General features: G+C 60.4%; 14 protein-coding genes. 4 read left to right on the top strand and 10 right to left on the bottom strand.

The annotated features are described in order from the left end of the window. The first annotated feature begins 57 nt into the window (after positions 1–57). The gene (gene istA, locus Q1W26_RS05975; RefSeq protein WP_300437155.1) at positions 58–1,047 is read left to right on the top strand and encodes an IS21 family transposase; all 990 of its coding nucleotides are present in this window, start codon (positions 58–60) and stop codon (positions 1,045–1,047) included. A 17-nt stretch (positions 1,048–1,064) separates the two neighbouring features. Here istA (Q1W26_RS05975) and istB (Q1W26_RS05970) read toward each other — a convergent pair whose 3' ends face one another. Together istB (Q1W26_RS05970) and istA (Q1W26_RS05965) are read right to left on the bottom strand one after the other, a co-directional pair. Continuing rightward, positions 1,065–1,853, bottom strand: a complete 789-nt coding sequence (istB, locus tag Q1W26_RS05970) for an IS21-like element helper ATPase IstB (RefSeq protein ID WP_300437152.1) — start codon at positions 1,851–1,853, stop codon at positions 1,065–1,067. 48 nt (positions 1,854–1,901) lie between these two features. Further along, positions 1,902–3,431 carry an IS21 family transposase gene (gene istA / locus Q1W26_RS05965; RefSeq protein WP_300437303.1) on the bottom strand — a complete coding sequence of 510 codons (1,530 nt, stop codon included), beginning with the start codon at positions 3,429–3,431 and terminating at the stop codon, positions 1,902–1,904. Positions 3,432–3,669: 238 nt separating this feature from the next. Between istA (Q1W26_RS05965) and Q1W26_RS05960 the strand changes: the two genes are divergently transcribed. Genes Q1W26_RS05960 through Q1W26_RS05950 form a run of 3 tightly spaced genes read left to right on the top strand, consistent with a single transcriptional unit; the run spans position 3,670 to position 7,257 of the window. Next, a complete protein-coding gene (locus Q1W26_RS05960; RefSeq protein WP_300437145.1) occupies positions 3,670–4,086 on the top strand; it encodes a hypothetical protein in 417 nt (138 codons plus the stop codon). Further along, positions 4,086–4,877, top strand: a complete 792-nt coding sequence (istB, locus tag Q1W26_RS05955; protein ID WP_300437142.1) for an IS21-like element helper ATPase IstB — start codon at positions 4,086–4,088, stop codon at positions 4,875–4,877. Before Q1W26_RS05960 ends, istB (Q1W26_RS05955) begins: the two co-directional genes overlap by 1 nt. 46 nt (positions 4,878–4,923) lie before the next feature. Next, positions 4,924–7,257 carry a glycosyltransferase gene (locus tag Q1W26_RS05950; RefSeq protein WP_300437140.1) on the top strand — a complete coding sequence of 778 codons (2,334 nt, stop codon included), beginning with the start codon at positions 4,924–4,926 and terminating at the stop codon, positions 7,255–7,257. Here the strand turns inward: Q1W26_RS05950 and Q1W26_RS05945 are convergent. From Q1W26_RS05945 to Q1W26_RS05910, 8 genes are all read right to left on the bottom strand, one after another. Then, positions 7,223–7,993: a hypothetical protein gene (locus tag Q1W26_RS05945; RefSeq protein WP_300437137.1), complete on the bottom strand. Its 771-nt coding sequence runs from the start codon at positions 7,991–7,993 to the stop codon at positions 7,223–7,225. The two genes, Q1W26_RS05950 and Q1W26_RS05945, sit on opposite strands and share 35 nt — an antisense overlap. Positions 7,994–8,065: 72 nt before the next feature. Continuing rightward, positions 8,066–9,211, bottom strand: coding sequence for a hypothetical protein (locus Q1W26_RS05940; protein WP_300437134.1), 1,146 nt, complete (start codon positions 9,209–9,211; stop codon positions 8,066–8,068). A gap of 12 nt (positions 9,212–9,223) precedes the next feature. Next, positions 9,224–11,269, bottom strand: a complete 2,046-nt coding sequence (gene brxL, locus Q1W26_RS05935) for a protease Lon-related BREX system protein BrxL (RefSeq protein ID WP_300437132.1) — start codon at positions 11,267–11,269, stop codon at positions 9,224–9,226. A gap of 93 nt (positions 11,270–11,362) precedes the next feature. Continuing rightward, complete coding sequence (gene pglZ, locus Q1W26_RS05930; RefSeq protein WP_300437129.1) at positions 11,363–13,687, bottom strand: BREX-1 system phosphatase PglZ type B; 2,325 nt, start codon at positions 13,685–13,687, stop codon at positions 11,363–11,365. Between the two features lie 12 nt (positions 13,688–13,699). Beyond that, complete coding sequence (locus tag Q1W26_RS05925; protein ID WP_300437126.1) at positions 13,700–15,187, bottom strand: hypothetical protein; 1,488 nt, start codon at positions 15,185–15,187, stop codon at positions 13,700–13,702. Then, on the bottom strand, positions 15,184–20,112 hold the full coding sequence (locus tag Q1W26_RS05920) for an AAA domain-containing protein (protein WP_300437124.1): 4,929 nt from the start codon (positions 20,110–20,112) through the stop codon (positions 15,184–15,186). The genes Q1W26_RS05925 and Q1W26_RS05920 overlap by 4 nt, the downstream gene beginning before the upstream one ends. Positions 20,113–20,128: 16 nt before the next feature. Beyond that, positions 20,129–21,511 carry a DNA-processing protein DprA gene (locus Q1W26_RS05915; protein ID WP_300437121.1) on the bottom strand — a complete coding sequence of 461 codons (1,383 nt, stop codon included), beginning with the start codon at positions 21,509–21,511 and terminating at the stop codon, positions 20,129–20,131. 27 nt (positions 21,512–21,538) lie between these two features. After that, positions 21,539–23,638 (bottom strand): RecQ family ATP-dependent DNA helicase, encoded by a 2,100-nt coding sequence (locus Q1W26_RS05910; protein WP_300437118.1) that lies wholly within the window; start codon positions 23,636–23,638, stop codon positions 21,539–21,541. Positions 23,639–23,647: the final 9 nt, after the last annotated feature.

Here is a 23,647-nt window from a genome sequence, read left to right as displayed (position 1 = left end):
AATTGACCCCCTGGCGACAGGAAGAATTGACCCCCTGGACGCATACCAGGAGGAGTCATGAAGGAAGCAAGAGAGCAGCATTCGGGCCTGCGAGTGAGCAGGAGAGAGCGGATGCAGGAGCCAGAAGCAGTAGCGCAGATGTTGGCGTTGGCGCGGTTAGGGTGGGGCACAAAGCGCATTGCGCAGGAGTTGGGGGTTGCGCGCAATACGGTCAAGCGCTACGTGGCCGCGGGACGGTATGTGCCGTATCGGTCGCCCGCCCGGGAAGGGAAGTTGGCAGGCCTGGGCGCGTGGCTACAGGCGCAGTTTGCACAGCACCGCGGCAACTGCGACGTGGTGCGCCAGGAACTGCAACGGCAGCAGGGCGTCCTGGTGAGCCTGCGCACGGTGGAACGGGCCTGCCGGGGCTACCGGGCGGAATGGGCGGCACAGGCGCGGGCGACGGTACGCTTCGAGACGGCGCCGGGGCAGCAACTGCAGATTGATTTTGGCTCGGCCACGGTAGAGATCGATGGGGCCCGGCAGAAGGTGCATGTGTTCGTGGCGACACTGGGCTATTCGCGGCTCGGATATGTGGCGGCCTTTGGCCACGAGCGACAGGCGGCCTGGCTGGCGGGCCTGGAAGGCGCCTTTGCCCACTTCGGCGGCATCCCGCGCGAGGTGTTGCTGGATAACGCCCGGGCGCTGGTTCTCGCGCATGACGTGCAGACGCGTGAAGTGACGTTCAACGAACGCTTGCTGGCCTTTGCCCGGCATTGGGGTTTCACGCCCAAGGCCTGCGCGCCCTTCCGGCCCCAGACCAAGGGCAAGGACGAGAACGGCGTGGGCTATGTGAAGAAGAACGCGCTGGCCGGCCACGTCTTCGCCAGTTGGGAGGCCCTGTCGGCCCACCTTGTGCGCTGGCAGCGAGAGGTGTCCGACGTGCGCTGCCACGGGACGACGGCAGAGGCGCCGCGGCTGCGCTTTGAGCGCGACGAGCGTGTCACTGACCGCCACAATAGAGCCACCTCTGACCGGCATATAGGAGCCAGTTTGAATCGTCTCTGAGGGACGTCTTCGGGGGTTCAAGAGTGGTTGTTTTTCGGGGTGCTGGCAAGCGTCGTTTTGGCCTTGTTCGGGCCCTGTCGCGGCGCGCGGTAGGACGCCCCGTCGAGGGTCAGGCAATAGGCGTTGTGGCGCAGCCGATCGACGGTGGCGGAGGCCAGCAGGCGGTTGCCCGGGAAGGCCTGGTCCCACTCGGTGAAGTCGAGGTTGCTGGTGACGACGGTGGCCGCCTGCTCATAGCGCTCGGCGATCAGATCGTGCAGATCCTCGTCGGCCGGGGCGCGCAGCGGCTTCAGGCCAAAGTCGTCGATGATCAGCAGCGGCACGCGGGCCAGCTGCTGGAGCTTTCGCTCGTAGTTGCCGATGGCCCGGGCCGCGTTGAGGCTCGCCAGCAGCTGCGCACAGGACGCAAAGACCACGTCCTGCCCCTGGCGCACCGCGCAGTGCCCGAGCGCCTGCGCCAGGTGGCTCTTGCCCGTGCCGCAGGGCCCGACGATGAGCACCGGGGCCTTCTCGTGGATGTAGCGGCCGGTGGCGAGGTCATGGACCAGCGCCCGGTTGGTCGAGGGCAGCCGGTCGAACTCGAAGCCCTCCAGCGTCTTGGTGGCGCGGAAGGCCGCCCGGCGCAGCCGGGTGGCGAACTTCTTCTGCTCGCGCCGGGCCACCTCGTCCTGGATCAAGAGGGCGAGGAACTCGGTGTAGGCGAGCTTGGCGTCGATCGCCTGGCGGTTGCGCGCATCGAGCGAGTCGAGGATGCCCGAGAGGCGCAGCTGCTTGAGCTGCGGGGCCAGTTCGGTGGCGGGATTCATGGTGAAACTCCTTGGGGATGGAAAGACGCCGGGAGGGCGTCTTGGGGGTCAGTGAATCGAAGGGGGTTCGTCGGCGAAGAGATCGGCGGCGCCGCGGACGAAGCGGGCCCCGCCGGCGTAGGGCGCGCTGCTGACCGGCCCCGCCGCGGGCGCCAGGTCGTGCCCCCCGGCGAGGATGGTCTTGACGGTGCGGTAGTGCGGGCTGTCGTGCGCCAGGGCCCGCTCGCAGGCCACCTCGAGCCGCTCGGCACCGTACCTGGCCTTCAGGTGCAGCACCCCCTGGGCCGCCCGCAGGCGCTCGGAGACGCGGTCCGAGAGGAGCCGCTCGATCAGCCGGGCACAGGCCGGCCCGACCCCGGCGGCCTGCTGCAGACACCAGGCCCGGTCATGGGCGAAGAAGGTCCGGGCCTCTGGCGGCAGATGGTCGGTGACGGTGCGCCGCTCGCCGGGCCGGCGGCTACGGGCGTGGACAGCCACCGGCTGGAAGTCCTGATACACCGTCACCACGCTGTCGGTGGCGCGCAGCCAGAGCCGTTTGCCGACGAGCGCGAAAGGCACCGAGTAGAGCGCGCGCTCGAAGCTCACGTGGCAGTCCCGATGCACCGCGACCTGGTGCCAGGTGCCCAGATCCGGCGGCACCGCCGGCAAGGGCAGGAGCAACGCGCGCTCCACCGCGAAGCTCTCCAGCGGCCTCACCCGCGTCGTGCCGTGGACGCGCTGCCCGGCCACCTGCAAGACCCACGCGCGCACCTGGGCGTTGAGATCCGCCAGATCGCGAAAGCGCCGGGTGGGCAGGAAGTTGCCCTTCACGTACTTCACCCCCGCCTCGACGATGCCCTTCTTCTGCGGGTCCCGCGGCGGGCAGGCATCGATCCGGAAGCCGTAGCCCTCCGCGCACTCGGCGTAGGCCCGCTGCACCTCGGGGTCGCGGGCGCAGGCGCGGGTGATGGCGCACTTGGCGTTGTCGATGATCAGCCGCGCCGGCACCGCGCCGAACCACTCGAAGGCCCGCTGGTGGCAGCCGAGCCAGGTGCGCACGCTCTGGTCCCACACGAACTCCACGTACTGGTGACGCGAGAAGGCGAGGGTCATCACGAAGGCCCAGGTGCGGCGAAGCTGCCCGGTGGCGGCATCGACCAGCTCGGGGCCGGCGCCGAAGTCCACCTGCGCCGCCTCGCCCGGCTCGAAGGTGAGGCGCACCGTGGTGTCGGGCGGCAGCTCGCGCCCGATGGCGCCGATCAGGCGGCGGACGCTGGAGTAATGGCCGGTGAAGCCGTGCTCGCGCACCAGCGCGGCGTGGATCGCCACGCCGGAGACGCCCTGGCCGAGCCAGCGCTCGACGAGGGGGCGGTAGGCGGCGAGGGCCGACTGGGCCGAGGCCGGCAGGCGCGGGGGCGCCAGCGCGGCGGCGATCTCGGCGTCCGGCGGCAAGGGGCGGCTGGGCTCAAGCCAGCCCTGGGCCTGGGCCAGCGTACGGAAGCGGGCCGCCTTGGCGCGGCCCATCAAACCGGAGCGGGCAATCTCGCGCTCCGAATCGCCCTGACGCAAACGCATCAGGGCCTGGCGGTACTCGTGCATCTCGATGCTCCTGCGGGCCACCGGCTCTCTCCTGCCAAACCCGGCAGGGTAGCGGTGGGCCGCGAAAGGTCGAGACGTCCGTCAGAGTGAAACTGGCTCCATTACGCCGATCCGGCGCTGGCGCCAATGTGCCGATCCGTGGGTGGCTCCATTACGCCGATCACGGGGTGGCTCCAATGTGCCGATCACGCCCTGGCTCCATTGTGCCGATCATCAAGTGGCTCCTATGTGCCGGTCGGTGACAGAGCGCACGGCCCTGCAGCCGCTTGCCGGCAAGCCGCCGTTTGCCCTGGCGCGAGAACTGCAGCGGGTGGTGAGCAGCGAAGCCTGTGTCGAGGTGGATACGAACCGCTACAGCGTGCCGTGGCGCCTGATCGGCGAGTCGGTGAGCGTGCTGGTGGAGGCCGACAGCGTCGTGGTGCGGCATGGCGGTCAGGCGGTGGCGCACCACGCGGTGCTGAGCGGACAGCGGCAACGGGCCATTGAGCCGGCCCACTTCGACGGCCTGGTGGGGCGGGCCTTTCAACCCAGAACGGAGGGTGAGGCGGCGCCTGCCGTGCCAGCGCCCCCGTCTGTGGCGCCTGCGGCGCCCCTGTCGGGGGCGCTGGCACGGCCCCTCGCCGATTATGAGGCGGTCGCGGGCGGGCGCTTCTGATGATCGCCCACGAACACCTCATGACCATGCTGACGCGGCTGCACCTGACCGCCATCCGCGATCAACTGGACAGCCTGCTCGACGAAGCCGCCCGTCAGGAGCTGACGCTCCGGGAGACCCTGGCCTTCCTGTGCCAGCGTGAGATTGCACGCAAGGACGAACGGCGCATCCAGATGGGCACGCGCATTGCACACTTCCCCTGCATCGCCACGCTGGCCGGCTTCGACTACGCGGCCCAGCCCAGCGTGGATGAACGGCAGATCCGCGAATTGGCGGCCTGCCGCTGGGTGGCCCACGGCGAGAACCTGCTGCTGCTGGGGCCACCCGGTGTCGGCAAGACTCACTTGGCCATCGCCCTCGGGCGCGAGGCCATCCTGAGTGGCTACAGCGTGCTGTTCGTCACCGCGCCGGCGCTGGTGGCGAGCCTCGCCCAAGCGCATGCCGCAGGCCGCCTGGACGAGAAGCTGGCGCACTACGCCAAGCCGAAGCTGCTGATCATCGATGAGCTCGGCTACCTACCGTTCGAGCCCAAGGCTGCCCACCTGTTCTTCCAGCTGGTGTCGCGGCGCTATGAGCGCGGCAGCTTCCTCATCACCAGCAACCGCACCGTATCCGAATGGGGCGTGGTCTTTGGCGACGCGATCGCCGCCACCGCCATCCTCGACCGCATGCTGCACCACAGCCACGTCATCACCATCCGCGGTGATAGCTACCGCCTCAAAGACAAGCGTCGCGCCGGGGCAGTGTTCCACCAGCCCGTGGCCCCATCAACCAGTCATCAACCCGCGTAGGGGGGTCAGTTCCTGATGTCGCCAGGGGGTCAATTCCTGGTGTCGCTTGACAAAGGGCATCGTCGTCCCCTCGCCGATCTATGCGGTGTACTCGCTCGGGGGCGCCACCACGCAACACAATCGGCGCTCCGCTCAATGGGCACTTCAGCGGGAACGCCTGGCCGTGGCAGTCCGCTGCTGGGTGGAGGCTCTAGAGAGCCAAGGATCAATTCTGGGCGTCGGGCAGGAAGGCATCGTATGGCGGGAGGGCAACCGAGTTCGCAAACGGTTCTATCCATGGGCTATGGACGCGGAAGCCGTGGAGAGGTTGAAACCTCTGTGCAATTCAGTGGGCGAGGATGGGCCGACTCCGGTGGTGGAATGGACCGTCGAGGCGGGAGGTGAAGTCCGGTGCCACTACCCTTGGGCGGTCTCAAGCGCGTTTCCAGCGACCCTGCCGGAGCGCACTGTCATCCACTTCTTGCGCCAACTTCATCGACACGGGTTGGTCACTTCCAACATCAAGCGATCCAATTTCAGGGTTCTGGAGGATGGCAGGCTGATTTATATCGATGTTGGCAAGGACATCGTTCCTTTCACGCCTTCGCGCTTTCTCGACGCAGCCGCCCGACTCTACAGCATCGCCATACTGGGTAATTCCGACCAAGAGCTCGCACGCCGGACGTCGACGCTGCGTCAACATGAGGCTCTTGACCAGTTGGCTGGTTTTCCCCGCTTTTATCGCTCGCTCGTTGAGAGTCTGTTTCCTCATGTGTCCCCGATGCAAGCCAACGTGGAGCCCTCGGAAGCAGACCGGGCTTGCAATGTAACCCTCCTGATCAAGGTATGCCCGCAAGATGCCGCGCTGATGGAAGACCAGGTGCGGCACATCATCACCCAGCTTTCCTACCCGAAGAAGCTTGGGGCAATTGTGCTGGCGATCGACCGGTACGAGGGCCCGTATCTGCGACAGTTTGCAACAGGCGACCTGGGGCGGGTCAGCGCGGCGGCCGCGGAGCTCAGATCGGTGGGCATGGTGGATGAAGTCTGGTTCTCGCCGACTGACCCTGCAGAAGTCCATTCCACATACGCACGCTGGTTCGGCAACCACTGGGTCCGGGAGACCCACACCAAAAGCGGCGCCCCCCTGTTCTCACAGCTCTGGGCATTCGACCAAGTCCGTACCCGTTATGTTCTGCAATGCGATGTGGACGTACTGATCGGACGCAAAGACCCCTGCCACGATTTCATCACGGATATGCTTGTGGCGGCGCAACCAGAGGACGTTCTAGGGGTGGGCTTCAACATTCCTCAACTGATAGATGGCTTCAAGCCATATCAAGCAGAGCCCGGCAGCTTCGTCCCCGAGATCAGATTTGGCCTCTTCGACTTGGAGCGACTGAAGGCTTTGCAGCCTATGGCAAACCCGGTTCGGGAAGGACGATTCGAATGGATGTGGCACCGGGCCGTTCAACATCGACAGCAGCAAACGGGGATGCGCTGCGTGCGCGGTGGGGATAGCCGCTCTTTCTACGTCCATCCGAGAAACGAAGACAAGGCCAACGGGAGCCTGCCGATCTGGCGAGACCTCATTGCACAGGGCATTGTCCCGCACGAGCAAGGGGAAAAGTGGGACTTGGTGCCCACGGCGAAGTGGTCTTATCCCGCCAGGACGGAGCCCTTGGTATTCTTGATGAAGGGACGTGACACGGGGTACGCCCAACTCAAGCGGAGCATCGACTCCTTGCGGATCCAGGAGGATCAGCGTTTCGGCATCATCATTATTGACGACGCCAGTGATTTTGAAGCGACCTGGTTCATTCCAGATTTGCTCGGTCCCTTGCAGGAGCGAACGACGCTCATTCGCCGGCGGAGCCGGAACGGGTACATCAGGAATTTCATCGAGGCGGTTGAGGTGATCTGCCAGAGCGACGATACCCTAGTCGTTACGCTGGACCTCGACGACGCCTTGATGTCGTCGAAAGTTTCGGCACGATTGCTGAGCGCCATCGAGGACGGCGCCGACCTGGTTCACGGCGTGATGTTTCGTCCCGACAAGCCGCTTCATCTCTACGAGCCGGATTACGACAATTCCAGAGAAAAGGGTGGTGGCAATGTCTGGACTCATCTGCGAGGATTCCGGAAGTCTCTATTTCAACGGATACCAAAGGACCATCTGCGCACCGACGGCCATTGGGTCGATGATGTGACGGACTACGCCATCATGATTCCGGCGACGGAACTCGCTCAGAAACCCGTCTTCATCAATGACGATTTCTGCTATTACCACGAGCGCGCCCCGTACTCGACCGAGCGTAAGCACGAGCAGCAGGGAATTCTGCGTAAACTGCTTGCCTATCCGCCTCTCAACTTTCCATCAGGTCAAACTGACAAACCATGAGCCGCTGCAGGACAGCATCCAAAGGAGCGGATAACCTGTTGTTGAAGAGCCACCAATTGGTAGTTACCGGGTGATGGCGGCTCAGGAAGAAGTATTGCTCTAAGGTCGTCAGCCTGGTCTCCTCAGCATTGCGGGCCCAGGCTCGTCGTTCAATGCCCGCTAGCCAGTCCAGCGTTTCGGCAAGCTCATCTTCTTGATCGGACTGCGCTTGACAAAAGAGATTCTCCAGTATCGCCAGTGGGGCGGAGTCTGTTGGCGCTCCGCTATCGGTCAGCGCTTCAGGGGCGAGTGAGTTCCAAAGGAGACGCTTTGGACCATACTCGCGCAGGAGGTAAAGGCCGAGCCGTCGCTCTCCCAGCCAATTGTGAAAAGCACAGGGCAAGGGTTTTCGAGGTGACATGCCTGCGGGTCGAATGAGGCTGGGTTTGAGAGGCATGCGGTAAACCTGAACCTGCTCCGCGAGCTGCAATGCAGCATGGACAGCGACGAGGCCCGACGATGGAAAACAACCAAGGACGGCCTCCAGTGCTATGGCTGAATTCTTGAGCAGATCCTCAAGCCGCTGACACCAAGCAGGCTCTAAGCAGGGGGCCGCGACGACAAAGGGCCGGCAATCAGTTTGTAAGCCTGCATGCTTCCAGTTGGAGATTTGAATCTCATCTCGCACTGAGAAGGGGCGTTCAGCTGGTGGGTTGAACGTAACTGTCGGCTGATTCGTGACTGTATTCTCGGCCACCCCTGGTCCATTTCCACAGAGACGTAAGCTGCTGAAGTACATATGAAACGCGGTGGCTCTAGGTCATCAAACCTACTCGCCGGGCCACTCTTCAAGCTTGTCCAACACCTCAGGCTTCAGATATTCCAAGTTCGGGTCTTCTGCCAGCTCCTGTACCTTCTCGTAAGGCAGGTAGCTGCATAGTTTGGAGAGCGGTCCTTGCTCGAACACCGAAAATGCCGGGCGTCGCAGTTCCTGAAAGACCTTCTTGCGACGCTCCTCCGGGGCGACGATGTGCAAGCGGGTGTGGAAGTTGGGCTGCAACGCCAGCAGGTCGGCCATGCGCAGGATGCCGGAGTACACTGCCGTCGTGTGCTCTACCTCAAAGGCGCGGACAATCGTCTTCTTCGAGAGCCATAGAACATCTATCTGTTCGATGGTCTTGAGGGTTGGCTCTGCATTGGAGAACTGGGTGAAAGGTAAGCTCTCGAGGAGGCTGTCGGTAAGCATCTCCGACAATACAGGCTCTCGGTCCGCCTTAGGAATCCACACTTGAAATCCCATGGCAAGGCCGATATCTGCGAGATGCGCCTGCATCTTGTGAGAGGTTCGGACAAGCGCAGCCGAGGCATTGCTATCGCCTACCTGATTGCCAGAGGGTGCAGTATCGGTAGTCTGAGCCGATTCCTCGTCGGTGATATCGGGTTCGGGAATTTCAACAGACACGGACTTCCCGTGAATCTCCACCTTGAAGCCTCGAAGCTTCTCCCAATCGTCGTCGGCAATGCCGTCAGCCAGGCCTTGCTGCTGCTGAGACGCCAGTCGTTGCTCAAGGAACTCTCCGTCGCTGGATGGCAGTCGTACGCCACTGCTACGCACGATGGCATTCCACCCGCCGGCTCCCGGAGCGATGTTCTTCGTGAAGGAAAGCGCGGCCCAGACGTCCTCGCGCTTGATGGGTAGTAGCTGACCTTTGCCCAGCCAGACCAAAGGCTTCACCGGGAACTTGAGGGAAAATTCGTCTGCCTCGTCCTCGCTTCCGTTATCGACCATCGGGCCGGTGACTTCGAGTACGCCTATCCAGCAGGAAACGCCCTTGAGATAGCACAGCAGCTTGTCGCCCGGCTTGATTTTCGTGACCCAAGCGCGACGCTTGGGGTGAAACCCCGCCTGTGCCTTGTCGGTGCAGGAGAACTCCTCGTAGGTGGCGACAGAAAACACATCGACAAAGTAGGTCATTGGGTAGGCCTTTTACTCTGTCAGCGCCTTCAGGAGCGCATCGCGCGCATCCTGGTAGAACTCGATATCGAGCTTCGTGGCCATGTCATCCGAGAGGTCGAAGAGCTGGCGCCGACAGGCAACCGGCAGCAGCAAGGACTTCGCCCCTTTCTCAACGGCCTGCTCGGCCAGGGTGACCGCGTTGTGTATCGGCTCGATGGTTCCACCGAGCGTGACTTCGCCCACTACGATGAGGCCGCCACGCACCGACTTTCTGAGGAGCGCACTGGCCAGCGCGATGAGGCACGCTACCGAAGTCTTGGCGCCGCTCTTGGCCGCATCGAAGCCGCGCAACTGCACCGAGAACTCATGGGCCCTGGGGTCACGGTCGCCCACCAGTTGCGGGGCCCGTGCGTACAGATTTTGCTCGGCGCAGCGGATTGACTCTTTGAACGCCGGCGGGACGGGGTTGTTCAGTACGCGGACACCGCTGCCCGGGCCTTCGGTCACTTCCAGCCGGAACAACCCGGCATGCTCATCCTGGCCCCCGGGGCTGAGCGTCCAAATCTGCCCGCACTCCAGGGGCTCGTCACCGATACCCGCCTGGCTCTGCAGCTCAGGGGTGGACACGAACTTCTCGACCCCTTCGGCCCCCAGGGTATAGCTGAAGTGCGTGTTGCGGAACTCAGCGGCACCGATGCGTTTCTGCTGCTCCTTGACGCGCCGGCGCACCTCGAGGGCCAAACGTACTGCCCATTCCAGGTCCTCGTCGCTGACGGGCGTTTCCGCATTGGGGTAAAGCAGCTTCAGCAGCCCGCTTACGGTCTTGTTCACGCCGTTCAGGTCTCGACCTGACAGGGCGCCTCCCCAGAAGACCCGTCCCTGCAACACCGAGACCCTGCTCTGATTGCGGAGCTGGGTGAAGCACTCCGACAGGAAGTCGCTGACCAGGCCGAAGTGATTGGTGAAGAGGCTGGGGTTGAGCTTGGGCACGTCCCAGCCAGGCAAGTAGCAGTGGATGCGGTCCATGAAGGCCGTGTCATCCCTCATCTCGGGGGGCAGGGGGCCGAACAGGTGGCTGACACGCTGCTGATGCTCGACATCCACATCAAAGTTGCCCACCAGGACAATGGAGCCGTCCGCACGGATGCTTTCCTTGCCGCGGGAGAACTCACCGCTCTCCATGTAGCCCTTCATGATGTTCACGCCATCCTTCTGGTCGAAGGACACGCCGGACACTTCGTCGAAGCACACCACGTCATACTGGCAGACTAGGCCCCGCTGACCGTTCGCGTTGTTCACGAACATGCGGGCCACCGTCGCCTTTCCCCCTGAAATCAGGTGGGCGTAGGGCGATACCTGCTGGAAGAGGTGCGACTTGCCAGTCCCGCGGGGGCCGAGCTCCACCATGTTGTAGTTGCGCTCGACAAAGGGGACCATTCGTAGGAGAAAGGCGTCCTTGGCACGGTCACTGAGCGTCTCTGGCTCGAGCCCCACACTGCGCAGCAGAAAATCCTTCCATTCGAGCGTGGTCAGCTTGTCCCGGCCCGCGCTCAGGTCTGCCAGCACATCCCGCTTGGACAGCTGGATAGCACGCAGGGACTGCACACCGAAGGGGCGACCGCTCTTTTCCTGGGCAATCGATGCATCGTAGGCTAGGGTGACCTCGGCGTAGAAGCCCCCCGTCAGGATGCGCTCGTGCTCCTTGATGAGGTCCGGGTCAATCCGGACATCCGTGAGGCGCAGACTGGGGAGCGAGGCGACGTACGAGTCGCTCTTGGCGTCAAGCCTGGCTGTGATGATGTCGATGATTTTGACCGAGCCAGATTCCCGGGCGCGCGCCTTGAAAAGCTCTTCCTCCCCCGCCTTCACAGTTCGTGACGAGAGCTGGCGCTGGACGATTTCCAGGCCCTCCTGGATTTCGGCCTCGTCGGTGGTGGCGCAGTAGCGGCCAAGCAGGAACTCCACGACGTAGGTGGGAACAGGAAACTGGCGACTGAACGTCCGCACCAGGTCCTTGCGGACCACATAGCCCTCAAAGGCTTCCGTGGCCTTCCTGTCCAAGTCATCGAGCTGCATCGTTCAATACCTTTCTCGGGCCACGCGCGGCCCTCATCGCTATCTGATTAGGCGTTCCAACAGGCCAAAGCTGCGGAGACGCACCGGGAGCCATCAGCCCCCCACGGTCGTCGGGCTCTTCTGAAGCACAGTCCCATCAGGCCCCAGTACGACAACCACGGCCGCCACACCCAGGTTGTCATCGTCCGCGACCGCAAGACTGGCCTTGCCATCCTGAATCGTCTTGACGCTGGCAGCCAGCGAACTCGATGCCAACGCAGGCTTGGTGCGAATATCCGCCTCCAGCCCCGCCATGGAGGGCTCCACCTCGACAACGCAGCGCAGCCCTCGCCACGTCACAGCCTTGATTGTGACATTGGCTGCTGGCGCAGCTGAAGCTGCGACATCCAGGGCGATAACGGGCACCAGGCACTCCTGGAGACTGAGGCCTCCATGGGCGTACTCTGTCCCCGCCACAAAGCATGAGACACCCGGGGCATAGGCAATCTGCACCTCCTTGCACCAGTCCCAACCGAAGGTCAGGGAGGTGCCAAAGGCAGAATCCTTCAGGATTGCACTGCGGCCCCAGCGGGTTTCGACTTGATGCATCGGAAGCTCGGTCTTGGGTAGCCCACCAGGCAACAGAAGCCAGCCATGGTCGGTCACAATGCGGAACCGCCGCCAACCTGCCTGGATAAGCTCTTCAACGCGCTCCATCACCTGATTCAGCTGGACGTCGAGGTCTCTGGCGAGCCTGATGCCGTGCTCGTGCCCATAATGGTCCAGGTCTCCTGATTCCGTCCAGGCGCGTCCCTGGGGGTCTCCAGACTCATGTTTGTCTAGAACTTGAACCCCCGTCTCAGCGAGGAGCTTGCGGAAGTTGTAGCCCGACAATGGTTTGCCATCCGCCGCTACTCTCGGCTGGAAGTCGGCGTCCTCCTTCGTGCCGGCGACCAAATCTCGCACCGGGGAGCACCACGGCTTACCTGACGCCGTCACCGAGGGCATGCTGGTCCAAGAGACGCTCAGCGCCGACTTACCCAGTTCGGCCAGCCGCTCCTTCAGCCGTACCGCCACGTCGTAGCGCAATCCGTCGACGAAAACGGTGCACACCCCGTCCTCTGCCTCACTGGAAGACGAAGGACTCAAAGGGGGGAGCCCGCCAACCGATTTTGCGGCCTCTTGCAGACGCACAGCGGATGCATCGAGCCAGGGACGGTACACCGAGCGCAGAGCAACCGATACGGCATCCACGTCAGCCTTTGCCTGAACGGCTGCGAGGGCATCCAGAGCGGCGGCATCCACTTGCCAGCCGTGCTGCTGATAACTTGCGGCAAGCTGCTCAGGCGAGCTGCCGGATGGAAGGTTGGTGCTCAGCTCAACCAAACGAGACAGGTGCCCCAGAGCGACAGCAAGGGGGGATTGCCCCATGCGCCGCCACAGCCAACCGCGACGGCCCCCATGCTCCTGCTCGGCTTTGTGGATGGCTGCACGAGCCTGTGCCGAATCCATCGAATCACAGGCGGCCAGCGCATAGCGCAAATTGGCTTCCCGCTCTTCGTTGGCCTGAGGAAAGCCTGCCAGCTGGTCGAGTTCGTCGAACAGTCCCAATTGAGGTGGCTGGACCTTGAGGAGCAGGTCATAGACCTTGGGAAAGCTCGTGTAGGAGTCTCGGTAGAGCTCGGAGACTGCTGCCCACTTCCCCTTTCCCTTGGCAAGCAGCTCTGCCGCGACCAGCAGGCCATCAGCCACAGGGTCAAACCCAAAGTCCGCTTTGCAGCGCTTGCTGAAGACATCCCAGCGCACCCCTGCCCACTGCGCACGGGCACTATCGGCGTCGTTCATCCAGAGCAACAGGTCCCGCGTGGGGTTCGGCGCCAAGAGGCTGTGCAGCCACTCTGCATTGATTTGCCGACCGTGCAGGTTTTCAAGGCTACTTTCTAACAGGACACCAGCTTCGAGAGCCTGGCCTAGAGCCTCCTGCGTAGCTTTATCTTGGGCAACGTCAAGCCCGAGCCCTCCGTTCTTCGAGGTTAAGAACGCATTGACGGTCCAGTCCTTCCCGTTTGCTTGGCACCAGAAGTTGCCTCGATACTGGAGTTCAGCCAAGGGTTGAAGGTTGCGTGGGCAAGACTCGATTGCCCGAAGGTCTGTCTTTCCTACCCCCGGCAAATAGACCACGGGCACCACTCCAGGCTTCAGCGCATGCTCAGCTCCGCCGACCATCGTCTTTAGCCATATGCTCGGTCCCCGCTTGGCCTCGGGTTCATAGTCCCCCAGTGAAAGTAGGTTGGGAACGACGTCGGAAATAGCTGGTATGACCTTCTGCCATTGACGGTCAGGGTCGGGCCAAAGCACTGCAGCTGGTGCCGCCATCAAGGAGCGATTGACCTTCGCAGCCGACATAATCGCTTCAGCGAGTTTTCTCTTAAGGGTCATGGTCCATCCCCGTCACGGCAGAGACGGCGTCTGAATGTCGGAATATGCTAGGAACGGGCATGCATCGAATAGGGTCTGCGCGCGCGCTGCTCCGCCTTCTCGACTCGGGGACCAACGCCCGGCGTACCGATTGCCATTCGCGGCATCGAGTATTAACTGGTGAACAGTCCGTAGATGTCTGGGCTGAGTTGAAATGAACCCAAACGGCACCTTAGCGCCCGGAGCCGCTGGCAGCGGCGTATGAAGCATGGCCGCAGCAAATCGTCCCGGATAAAGCATCAACTCAACGGACGAATGCCAGTGAGTCGCTTTCGCGTCAGGACGAACCAAATGCAGCTCCGTTAAGCCGGTTCCAGCATACTTGCCTCGTACAATTGTCTCCTGACGCTCCTGGGCACGGTCATACACAAAGAGGTCGTCACCCTTTCCATTGCTCCGAATGGCTTTTCGGATGGCTTCAACCGATTTTCGAAAGTCATCCCCACGTCCCCAAAGCCCGTCTTCTGGTGCAAACCAGGCTAAAGAACTCAGGTGTCTTGGCTGTCCTTTGTGCCCGGCTCTGGCCTCATGAATCTGCGACAGTACTGCCTCCAGGTTCTTTTTCAGATACGCACTACCGAACATAGGTTGAAGCCCTGCAGGCGCAGCAAGGCCACGTTCAATTTCAGTAGCTAGTTTGTGCGCATTCAACTCTGTCCCTAAGGCGTAGGGGCGAAGAAAATCAAGCCCGAACAGGTCGAGGAATTCCTGAAGGCCGTTTTCGCCAGTGCTATTGCTCTCTTCCAGAGAAGTGGCGACACGCTCACGAAACTCTGTGAGTAGCTCCAAACTAGCGCCAGCTTCGAACTCGTTTGGCAACCTGGCAGTCACGGCGTTTCGGGCATCGACCTCCAGACTGACTGTCAGCGGAAAAAAGCCCGGTTTACGCGCTTCGATACTCTCAATCGAGTGCACTCCGTATGACCGTTCGCGTTCCTCGCCTCGCGAACGAGCAGTTTCCCGCTCAATTCGGGCAAAATTCTCTCTGTACCCACCTCGAGCACGTCCGAGGCTGTTGCCCACAATCTCAGCCGGCGGATTCAACTTTATCCAGTTTCCTGTCGCAAAGCTGAACTCTGCTCGACCGAGCATTGAAAAGGTCAGCAGGTCGAAAGGAACAATATCTGTACGTTTCTTAAGTTTTGTCACCCACGGGCAATCGTCAGGTGATACCTCGAAACGTTGCCGCATCTCTTCGCCGAGAGACAACTCGTCGTCGGACAGCACGAGGTAGCCTTGGCGGCTTAGCGACTCAATGACGGAGAGTGCTTCAGCCTCCGAAAATCCGAAGTAGTCACGAAATGCTGCGAGGGAAACCCGTTCGCATGTGTGCAGCAGCCGCAGGACGAATTCTGTGACTGCGGGGAGACGCTCTTGTGTGGAGATGAATGCAGTCACCTTAAATGGCTGGACCGGTAGCGCGAAGGTGACTCTGTTGAACGGGATATGGTCGATGCTCATTGCCGGAACTCCTGGGCTTTAACAATTGCGGCACAATCAGCTGCACACAATGTTTCAACCTTCTTCAGAACTTGCCCTAGCGGCGTTTGCTCATTCTTGCCTCGCCACATGGGGGTTGCACCAACGATTATGAGGCGCTCCATTGCCCGGGATATTGCAACGTTGATGCGGTTCGGGCTACGAAGAAATCCAGGGTTCAGCAGCGGGTTGTTTCGGACAGTAGAGAGGATGACGATGCGGTTCTCCTTACCCTGGTAACTGTCGACGGTATCGACCTTTATCAGCCTTCTCAGTTCGGCAGGTATCCACCGTGCCTCACTCTTCAGACGGTTTAGTACTTCGCGTTGTTTGGAGTACATGCAAATTACACCCACGATAGGGTCGCCGGGCTGAAGTCCTTCCTTCAAGGCTCTTATCAGCGCTTGGTTCTTGAGAAGCGTGCGCAATACTGTCATCACGACATTTGCTTCTGTGTCGTTCCAGCAGTCGATTCGGTCAGGTGACGTACTTTCGTGAGCGCTCTTTCCCAACGTGCTTGTGTCAACCCAGCAAACCTCATGACGGAGTTGAGGTGGGAGCAGGCTGGTATCCAGCCACGAGGGGCTGCGTCCTGTAGCCAAGCGACCGCCGTAGAAAACGTCGGAGACAAGGTCGCCGATGGTCGGCGCCATGCGGTATTGCTCCTTCAGTGACGCACCTACAGTCACACCGTAGGGAGAATCGAAGACTCGCTCGAAATCGCTGGCAAACGCTCGCGAGTCCGAGGGATAGCCCAGCTTTCTGGTTACGGCATCGCGGACTTCCTGAGCAAATGTGGGGGGAAGTTGCTTGTGGTCGCCAACGAGAAGAATACGGCGGCCGGTCTGCATCGCCACGGCCAACTCGCTTGGGGCTGCCCGGCCTGCCTCGTCGATGACTACCCAGTCATACATGTTCTGAATAACCCCCGCTGCACGCCGACCGATGCCGACCAAGGTGCCTGCCACAATCGTGCGTGATTTAGCCAGGAACTCGACGAAGTTTGCTGCCGGCTCACCCAGAGTCTTAAGCCAGTCATCAGACATCTTTAGTAACCGACGAAGCCGGTCCAGCGCCTGGGGGGACTGGACCTCGTATTGGTCGGCCAGCTGTTCGTACAGGTCGTCCAAAACTTCGCCTAGCTGGATTTCGCCAACTACGTACTCGTAGTCGCGCTCGCAGATTTCGTGGAGGGTTGCAGTAAGTTGTCGAACGCGCAGTATTGATGGGTCCTCTGCTGCCGATTCGTCGTTGGGAGCACGGGAGTTGTGCGGCACCGGCTCGGGCATGTCCGCTGACAACCTCGCAATTTGCTCCACCAAACGACCAACATTGACGTGTAATCGCACCGCGGCTGCGGCAAAGGCAGCCGGAAGCCCCATCTCGGTAGCCAGTCGAACCACTCGTTCTTTATATTCGGCCTTAAATCGTTCGCGGTACGACTGTTCAATGGACGAAGAGTGAAGGTGTCGAATAGTTTCCGAGACCACCGACTCATGTCCAAGGCGAACGGCATCGAATGCCACGCCACGGGCCTCGAACAGTTCAAGCGCTTTTTCCAAGGCATTGTTGACGGCCTCATGGGCTTGACTCACAACCAGGATTCGGCGTGCCCCTTCTTTTGTTACCAGATAGTGAAGCAGTGAAGCGATGAACCACGTCTTGCCGGTCCCCGGCGGACCTTGAAGCAAGCTCAAGGGCCCAAACTGGAGAGCCTTGCGGAAGGCCTCTTTCTGACTGTCGTTCAGGCGCTTGCTACCCTGTGTATACACATCCAGGGCCTCCTCTGGCGGCCGCTGAAACTCCATTGGTGCTGGCTGTGTTCCCGAGGCTTGAAAGTACGCCATCAGGTCTGGAATGACGGAGCGGCCCTCAAGAATCCGCTCCACTGCTGTTGCACGCCGCGTCAGAGAAGCGCTCTCCATGTTGCTGCGCAGCCGGAGCTTGTCCCCCAACCTGGGTGGCTTGCCACCCCAGCGCTCGATAGCTAGCTCGGCGTTTGCACCAAGCGAGGTATCGCGCAGTTCCAGGTCCCCACATCGGCGCCACAGACCATCGGCGTTTTGCCTCTCAACCCAGGTTCTGTCATCGATGTCGGGGTCAAACCCAGTTCCGTCTAGCGCACAAGGCAATAGCATCTGGTGTTCGCGCTGCGGGTTTCGCCTGGCCTCGCCGACGACCGTGGCGATAGGTAGCGAATCCTCTTCCGCTGCTAAGAGTCCTCGCCAAAGCTCTTCGACGTCAATCGCTAGCTCGCGTTGGGATGGTGCTGCAATGCCTTCATCTTCCGCACTACTGGCAAGCGGTGACACGTCTGCTGTCGGAGAGGCTTCGGAAAGTTCGTTTTCCTCGCTAGGCGGCTCGCTGAACTGTTCGTTCCACAAGTCGAACGATGGCTCGAGGTCCGTGGCGTCGCTGCGCGGTCCGTCAGCAAGCATGAGCCTCGCACGTATCCGTCCCAGGCACTTATCCTGAACCCAAATAAGCTGTGTCAGGTCCACGGATTTGGCAGTTACCCATGCAACTCGACGCTCTGAGGGTTGCCATTCGACGGTTAATCTGGCCCCCGCGCCCGTCAGGTGTATCAGCCTGGAGCCGAGATTCCTTCGTGAGTTCTCCATCGTGAGATAGAAGTACCCGTTATCGCCCAACATCTCGCCTTGAGGGACTCCCGTGGCCCCAAGGTTACGAACTGTGATGTGATACGGTTCAAGGTCAGGCACCTCCGTGGACTGACCTTTACCATCTAGTGCGCTTTGCAAGGGTTCAAGAGCTGAGACTTGGCGCTCGTTAAGCAGACGATGAATTTCTTCACGGACCTGCTCCAAGCCGAGTAAGTCCCCGTCGCACTGGTCTTTCACCAGCAACTCGTCCAAGACGGCGGCTAACGCGTAGCGGTCTCGCGCTAGGGGTGACAGGGTCTTGTAGTCCGGAGGTAGGTATGCCGTCGAATAGCTATCGTTCGCCGAACGACGAAAATCAAGAATGTCCACGAAAACCGGGTGCTCATCTTCATTGATGACGATGTTGTCCGGTTTAATGTCGCCGTGTGGCCATTCAAAGTCGTGCAGTTGAGCCAGAGTGCTTGTCAACAAACGGGCAATGCGCAGCTTCGCGTCACGCTGCTGCGGTTTCTGCATCCACTCGGCTAGCGTCTCGCCTTCAACCCAGCGCTGCACCACCAGTAGGCTGCGGCGGCTGAGCCCGCTATCCAATACTACTGCTACCCCTGTAAGAGCTGCTGCTCGAAGGTTTCTCGCTCGTTCGAGGAACGATAGCAAACGGATGGCTTGGTCAGGTCTCTTCAAGTCTGGCTCGACACCGTGCCACTCCTTGACGAGCACTGGTTGTCCCTCGAATGAGCTACGAAAGGCTAGCAGGTCATCGTCATCGGTTAGAGGCTCATATTCTTCGGGATAATCTCGCACACGGGTCTTCGCGCGGTAAACGTCGAATGCCGCGAGGTCGATTACCTGCTCGTTCTCGCTCTTGGAAGCCTCGTTTAGGGCTTCCAGCATATCCCGTGCAGTCTCGTAGCGGTCTTTGGGCTCTCTTCTCAAAGCCTTGGCAAGTACTGAATCCAGTACTCCGCCAAATGCGTCTGATGCTCGGGGTTCCCACACGAAGATGCCATCCACGCGTGGGGGGCGCTCGCCGTGCAGTATCAAATGCGCCAGGACGCCAAGCATGTAAATGTCCCGCCTGAAAGGGGTTGCCCCTTCAACTACTCCAGCGTCTTCCGGCAGGTTGGACCGCTCTACCTGGATACGGTCTCGGAAAGCACCCACCGTAGCCATTGTTGGATAGTAGGCAGCCGGAAAGCCCGAGATGACCACCTTGGCAGGTCGCTCTACCCAGAGACAGTGAGCTCCGATGTCTCTATGGGCCACATTCAGGTCATGCAGGTCCGCAAAGCGTTGCAGCATGGCTTTCACCAGTACGACTCGTTCTGGCGGGGATAGCTTTGCGAGCCCAGAGTTTACGAACTCACTCAGTCGCGTGACCTTGGGTGGCAAAGCATAGAGCTCTGCAAAATCGCGCGTGACATCGGACTCTGACATCCTCGCGATGGGTCGAAGCAGGCTGCGCGACAACTCCTCGTTGCGCGGCTCTACGTGTTCGAAGACACGTTGCTCCCGGAGGCCGATGAAACCGCGCTCGCCCTCTCCAATGAGTTCGCTGCCTAAGGCTCCGAAGTCCCACTGCCTCAGTAGCGCAAGCTTGTCTGGGTCCTGCTTTTCTTTGGCGCGAAATTCCGAGTAGAGTTTTTTGGGGTGTTCCCAAAGCGGTTGAGCCTCTGGCCGGTACCCATGGATGTTGAAACCCGCTGGTCTTCCCTTCTGCCCTTCAAAGAACAGGTCGTAAGCCGTCAAATAGCCCAAGGGGTTAATGCGCGCAGCGCGTGTGACAAACTTGAGATAGCCTTGCTCCTCCGACCACTTAAGCAAATCATCCAAGACGAGCACAGACTCTGACTCTCTCGGCTCCTCCGAAAGGTCGAGTTCGGAGATGCTCCCAGTCAAGACGACAAAGGAAAGCACCAGTGGCGTCTTAGCCTGGCCAACACGAGTATTGAGCGTCGTTCCAAGGCGCTTCGCTTTGAGGTTGGCCAGAGGAACAGGGGAGCGGCCCCTCGGCTGACCATCCACGTACCAATTGCCGCCGCGTGCGATGAGCTTATTGCCTCGCCAGTTCTTCAGTTCAATGACGATGATGTGGGTGTGGGTGACGAGAACAAGGTCAAAGTCATCGTCGCCAGCGCCGGGGCCGCCTCGAGGTAACTTGAACGAAGCGTAGCCGCGCCACCCTTTGGCGAACGTCGTGGCATCGAAAGCCTTTTGAATCTTCTGATGGGCGTCGATTTCTGAAGCCGGGACGCCAGACTTCTCAATGAGGCGAATATCCATAATAAATAAAGCAGATTCAAGCTAGAAGGGAAGTCTGAACACCTAAGGCGTACCGAACGGGCTTCTTGAGCTTTTCGACTCGCCCTTCCTCATGCGCGCGCTTGAGCCAGACCTTCGCCTGGGATTTTTCCAATCCGAGCGTGTCAGCAATTTGCTCGTCAGTCAGCGCATCTGAGGTAAGAGCCAGCAGTAGCTTTTTCACAAACTCTGGGTAGATGTCTAATGAGACAGCCATAGCCAAAACTTGGGGTCCTTCAACCTCAGGGCCCTCAACTAGGTCCGTTGGTTCGACCGGAAGACTTGTTGTAGCTGTCGCGCCAAGGTCATTAGCAGTTACTTCGTTTGCTAGCAGCTCCTGCACAAGTTCTGGAGCCTGTTCTGGAGTCCGCTCCAGAGCAGGCGGCACCAGCTCGACTTCCAAAAGTGACGGCTGCGTGCCCTCAGGGAGGGATTCTTGAACTGAGCTCGCCTCTTCGATGCTGGAGAAAATTTCTGTCAAAGACTGGCTGTTCCCCGCTTGATAGGTGAACGGTATGCCACCCTTTTCAACCAAGGCCATATTGCCAGGCCCATGTCCTGGAGTACGGACATAGAGGGGTACCCACTTCTGCCTTAGAGTTTCCAGTGCGCCTTCCCAAGTGCCGCCACTACCCAAGGCTGAGTCAATAACCAACGCTCGGTCTGCAAGTGTATAGATATATTTGTTGCGTGCCATCGCATTACCGGCATTGAATCCCGCTTCCGGATAGAACGGGGAGACAAGCACCAAGCGGCCCTCTTGGAGCCCCATTCGGTTTTGACGATTGACGCTTGCCTTCAGCAAATCGTTGGCTAGCACACCTATCGTGTAACCACCGGATTCAGTTGCGCCCTGCATTGCTGCAGCATCAACACCACGGGCACCACCAGATACGACCCCAATGTGCTCGCGCGCGCATTGCGAAGCAATGTCTCTGGTGAAGTCCAGCGCCCCCGGAGTTGCATCACGAGACCCGATTATGGCCAACCCTCCCATGTCCAGAAGGTCCTTGTTTCCAGCCCCATACAGCAGTGGTGGCGTCATGTGCTTCAGTTGTCGCCTCAGGCGCTTCGGAAATTCTGCGTCACCTCGGGAAATGACCCAGACTCCGCCACGATTCCAGCGTTCAAGGGCAAGTGCCATCGCAGTGCCGCGTCCAAGCAAAAACTCCAAACGCGTTCGTTCCAACTTTGCCTGATGGACTTCAGACAACGCCTCCCTGCCTGAGTCCGTCAGCAAATCCGCTGGCCGCAAGCCCCTATCGTTTAGCCATTTGGCCAACTCGTTGTAGTCACGCGTAGGCAGTGGGGGGAAAGATTCTTGGCGTTCGCCACCAAATCGTCCGCACAGCAGCAGGACTACTTGGGTATCTGCACTCAAGACACAGTTACTCATAACGTTCTCAGATTACTTTGTCGCGGTTGTTGCCAGAGCAAAGGGGAACACGGTGGTAGTGCCCGATTGCAGCAGTAAAGCCGAAGCCAGGGTTAAGGTCCACGCGGAGTCCACGACGTCGTCGACCAGCAGAACAGGGGCCTCGGTGCCAGGCTGCACATGTACCTCGAACGCCCCGTCCAGGTTGTGACACTGGTGGAAGCGGTTCTCCATGTTCTTCTGTGGCTCAGTTTCTCGCGACTTCGCGATGACAGGCAGAAATGGGAGCCCCAAAGCGCAGGCCAAGCGGGCGGCGAAATCTGCGACCAAGGTTGGGTGGCGAGTTGAAGGGATGCAGGTTACCCAACGGACTGCTGAGACCTCGGGCCATCTGTTGCGAATCAGGTCGACCGCCGCTGCGACCAGTTCATCGTCGAAGTGTCTTTGCGCCTTACCCTGTGCAACGAGGTCGCCCCACACCGGCTCACCCCATCGAGAAAGAACACGGCCGTCTTCCCCTCGAAGGTGCTGTGGGATGTTTTGCTTCGCCCATCCGAAGGCCGCTCGATAGTTTGGGAGCGCATCCATATCCCACTGTTTTTTGAGCTCCAACAGCATTTCACTGTGCCGCACAAACCGTTGGGCCTCGATTAGTGTCGTTCGCTGTACGGCCGTTGAAAGCACTGGATGGCCAAGGCACACGGCACAACGCCCGCAGGCAGTTGGATTGGCGTCGTCCAGTGCATCGGCCAGGAAGGCCATAAGGCAGCGCTCGTTGGCCAAGTACTGCTTCATCTGCCCCCATTCGGACTCTCGTTGACGTGTGAGGTGTTCGATGCGCTGCAGGTCCAACTGGAACGGATTCGGGGTTCGGTACCACGCGCCCTCAATGCGCATCACAGGTGATTGCGGCTCAACCACCAGGAGTTTCAGAACCTTTTCAATCTGAGACTGCCGCAGGTTGACCGCACGCTCAATCTCTCGGACTTTCATGCCTTCGTCAGCAGCGTCCAAGGCTTCTAGGATTCGATTGACCTGCCATTCGGGTGGGAACGCCGAGTCTCGGAAGTACTCATTGATGTCATCTTCCTCCTCGCCAGACAGGAGAACTCCATAGGCATCAGGAATGGCCCGCCCGGCGCGCCCCACTTGCTGATAGTAGGCGACAACATTGCCAGGGGTTTGGTAGTGGACGACAAAGGTGAGGTCTGGCTTGTCGTAACCCATGCCAAGTGCTGTGGTCGCCACTAGGCACTTGATGCCATTTGTCAGCAAGGCTTGTTCAAGAGCCTGCCGTTCCTCGTCAGACTTGCCCGAGTGATAGGCATGTGCATCCACACCATTCCCGCGAAGCCATTCAGCGACCCGGTCCGCGTCGCGAGTGGTCAACGTATAAACGATGCCACTGCCTGGCAGAGCAGGAATATGGTCGGCAAGCCACGCAAGTCGTTCTGCTGGACCCGGCATCTGTACGCTCTGTAATGCGAGGCTCTCGCGGACGAGTGGGCCACGCTGAACGTTAACGCCCCCGCCCAACTGCGTAGCTACATCCCGCGCAACACGTTGATTGGCGGTAGCGGTGGTTGCCAGGACAGCGATGTTACTTGGAAGCCGTGCCAATACCTGTCCGATGCGTCGATAGTCTGGTCGGAAGTCATGCCCCCAATCCGAAATGCAGTGCGCTTCATCGATTACCAGCAGGCCCACGCGGGCCGCTATCGGCTGCAAGGTGTTTGCCACGAACTCATCGTTGGCCAGTCGTTCGGGAGATATCAGAAGCAAATCGACACTATCGGCAAGCAGTTCATCCCGAACTTGGTCCCAGTCCTGCCGGTTGGTTGAGTTCACCGTCCGGGCTCTGAGGCCTAGCCGTTGAGCAGCCTCTATCTGGTTGCGCATGAGAGCCAGCAGCGGTGAAATGATGACCGTGGCTCCCGCGCCTTCCCCCCGCATCAGCTTCGCCGATACAAAGTACACCATGCTCTTGCCCCAGCCCGTGCGCTGAACACACAGCACTTTGCCCCGCTGATTGACGATGTGGTCAATAGCCTCCCACTGTCCATCACGAAACTCTAATGTTGGTATGGCCATCGCCTGGCGGAGATGCTGCAATGCTTCGGCTCTGGTGGCCATGCGTTTGCT

The sequence above is a fragment of the Zoogloea sp. genome (assembly GCF_030157465.1).
In the GTDB taxonomy this organism is placed as follows: Bacteria; Pseudomonadota; Gammaproteobacteria; order Burkholderiales; family Rhodocyclaceae; genus Zoogloea.
This window is presented reverse-complemented; position numbering and strand designations above follow the sequence as displayed.

What these genes read in the sequence shown, in the direction of transcription:
- istA (WP_300437155.1), top strand. Translation starts at nt 58, where the DNA reads ATGAAGGAAGCAAGAGAGCAGCATTCGGGCCTGCGAGTGAGCAGGAGA.
- istB (WP_300437152.1), bottom strand. Translation starts at nt 1,853, where the DNA reads ATGAATCCCGCCACCGAACTGGCCCCGCAGCTCAAGCAGCTGCGCCTC.
- istA (WP_300437303.1), bottom strand. Translation starts at nt 3,431, where the DNA reads ATGCACGAGTACCGCCAGGCCCTGATGCGTTTGCGTCAGGGCGATTCG.
- istB (WP_300437142.1), top strand. Translation starts at nt 4,086, where the DNA reads ATGATCGCCCACGAACACCTCATGACCATGCTGACGCGGCTGCACCTG.
- Q1W26_RS05940 (WP_300437134.1), bottom strand. Translation starts at nt 9,211, where the DNA reads ATGACCTACTTTGTCGATGTGTTTTCTGTCGCCACCTACGAGGAGTTC.
- brxL (WP_300437132.1), bottom strand. Translation starts at nt 11,269, where the DNA reads ATGCAGCTCGATGACTTGGACAGGAAGGCCACGGAAGCCTTTGAGGGC.
- pglZ (WP_300437129.1), bottom strand. Translation starts at nt 13,687, where the DNA reads ATGACCCTTAAGAGAAAACTCGCTGAAGCGATTATGTCGGCTGCGAAG.
- Q1W26_RS05925 (WP_300437126.1), bottom strand. Translation starts at nt 15,187, where the DNA reads ATGAGCATCGACCATATCCCGTTCAACAGAGTCACCTTCGCGCTACCG.
- Q1W26_RS05920 (WP_300437124.1), bottom strand. Translation starts at nt 20,112, where the DNA reads ATGGATATTCGCCTCATTGAGAAGTCTGGCGTCCCGGCTTCAGAAATC.
- Q1W26_RS05910 (WP_300437118.1), bottom strand. Translation starts at nt 23,638, where the DNA reads ATGGCCACCAGAGCCGAAGCATTGCAGCATCTCCGCCAGGCGATGGCC.